The organism is Shewanella sp. 11B5, assembly GCF_002836795.1.
GTDB lineage: Bacteria > Pseudomonadota > Gammaproteobacteria > Enterobacterales > Shewanellaceae > Shewanella > Shewanella frigidimarina.
This window is the reverse complement of the sequence record NZ_PJAP01000020.1, coordinates 1-1,531: the sequence shown is the minus strand read 5'-3', so window position 1 is coordinate 1,531 and position 1,531 is coordinate 1. Positions and strand designations below refer to the sequence as shown.

The 1,531-nt window shown below is 41.1% G+C and carries 2 protein-coding genes; both read right to left on the bottom strand.

Going from position 1 to position 1,531, the window contains the following annotated elements:
* Positions 1-161 (bottom strand): DUF3034 family protein (locus CXF78_RS00135; RefSeq protein ID WP_219622039.1); only part of this gene is annotated, 161 nt, incomplete at its 3' end.
* Positions 161-1,531: putative bifunctional diguanylate cyclase/phosphodiesterase (locus CXF78_RS00130; protein WP_145991266.1), on the bottom strand; the 1,371-nt coding region annotated here is incomplete at its 5' end. The genes CXF78_RS00130 and CXF78_RS00135, both read right to left, overlap by 1 nt.

Here is a 1,531-nt window from a genome sequence, read left to right as displayed (position 1 = left end):
GCATAACCATTAATTACTGCCCACGGCACTATTCCTCCGCCAGCACTGCCCTCAATAGTTGTGGCGCCACCAGTAGCAATTACTTTACTTGTTTCAGCTTGAGCACACACGCTGATTAGGCTTAATAGCACCGCTAATATAATGCACATTGGTTGATACATTAGTGTGGCGTATCCTTACTGAGAGTCTGAATATTAGACTGATTAAATTGTTGGAACCACACAATAAAATCATCTGCTTTTAGCGGCTTAGAATACACATAACCTTGAATTATGTCGCAATTGAGTCCACGTAGAATATTGATCCCTTCTACGGATTCAACGCCTTCAGCCACGACGGATAAATTGAGCCCTTTAATTAATCGAATGCTGCTATCCACAATCATTAAATCAGTTGCATCGGTATGAATATCTTTGATAAAACTGCGATCAATCTTCACTTCATTAACGGGCAGTAACTTTAAGTAAGCTAATGAAGAGTGCCCAGTGCCAAAGTCGTCGATGGCAATGGCCAAGCCGATATTTCTAAACTGCTGTAAAACAGCAATCACCGTTTGTGCATCTTTCATCACAGCACCTTCGGTTACCTCTATCGACAAAGCATTAATCGGTAAATGATTGCTAATCAGCAACTGTTCAATGTCTAACGGCAGCTGAGGATTAGTGAGATCGTGGGCTGATAAATTAATCGCCACCGTCAGCGAAATACCTTGCAGCTGCCATTGGGCTAGCTGCTTTATGGTGGTATTTAACACCCAGTCACTGATCATCGAGATATTACCTGAGTTTTCAGCTAAGCGAATAAATTCATCTGGCGGGATAAATCCCAATTCCGGGTGTTGCCAGCGGATTAGCGTTTCTGCACCATGGCAATGATTGCTCTGAATATTCACTTTAGGTTGAAACACCAAATGTAATTGCCCTTGTGCTAAGGCAATCGGTAAATCACGGATAATCATTAACTCACGTAAATAGCGTTCATCTTCGCCTTGTTGATAAGTGGCAATGCCTAATGATTCCACTCGGGCTTGATTTAATGCAATTTCAGCATGGCGAATTAACGTGTCGATGTCATTACAGTCATAGTCACTGGATAAATCAACAATCCCTACCCGCACATTGACACTTATTTTTGAACCCTGAATAGAAAATGGGTTAGTTAATTGACGTAGATAGTTATCAAGCTTTTCAAGCGGAATACTCGGTTGGAATAGCAACAAGAACGAGTCGCCATCTAAGCGCGATATTAATTGGGCCGTTGGGGATAAGCTTTCTAAACGGCTGGCAAACAACACCAATAAATCGTCGGCATTGGCAAATCCAATGATGTTATTTAAATGGCGAAAGTTTTTAATATCTATCATTACTAAGCTGCCATGCATTTTACTGAGCAGCAGGCTGAGTTGTTGTTTAGCAGCCAAGCGATTATATAAACCCGTGAGGTTATCGTGTTGTGATTGATAAACTAAATCGTTTTCGCGCGATTCAATATTTTCACGCATTATCGATAAGGTGTTGGCTAATACTTGTAA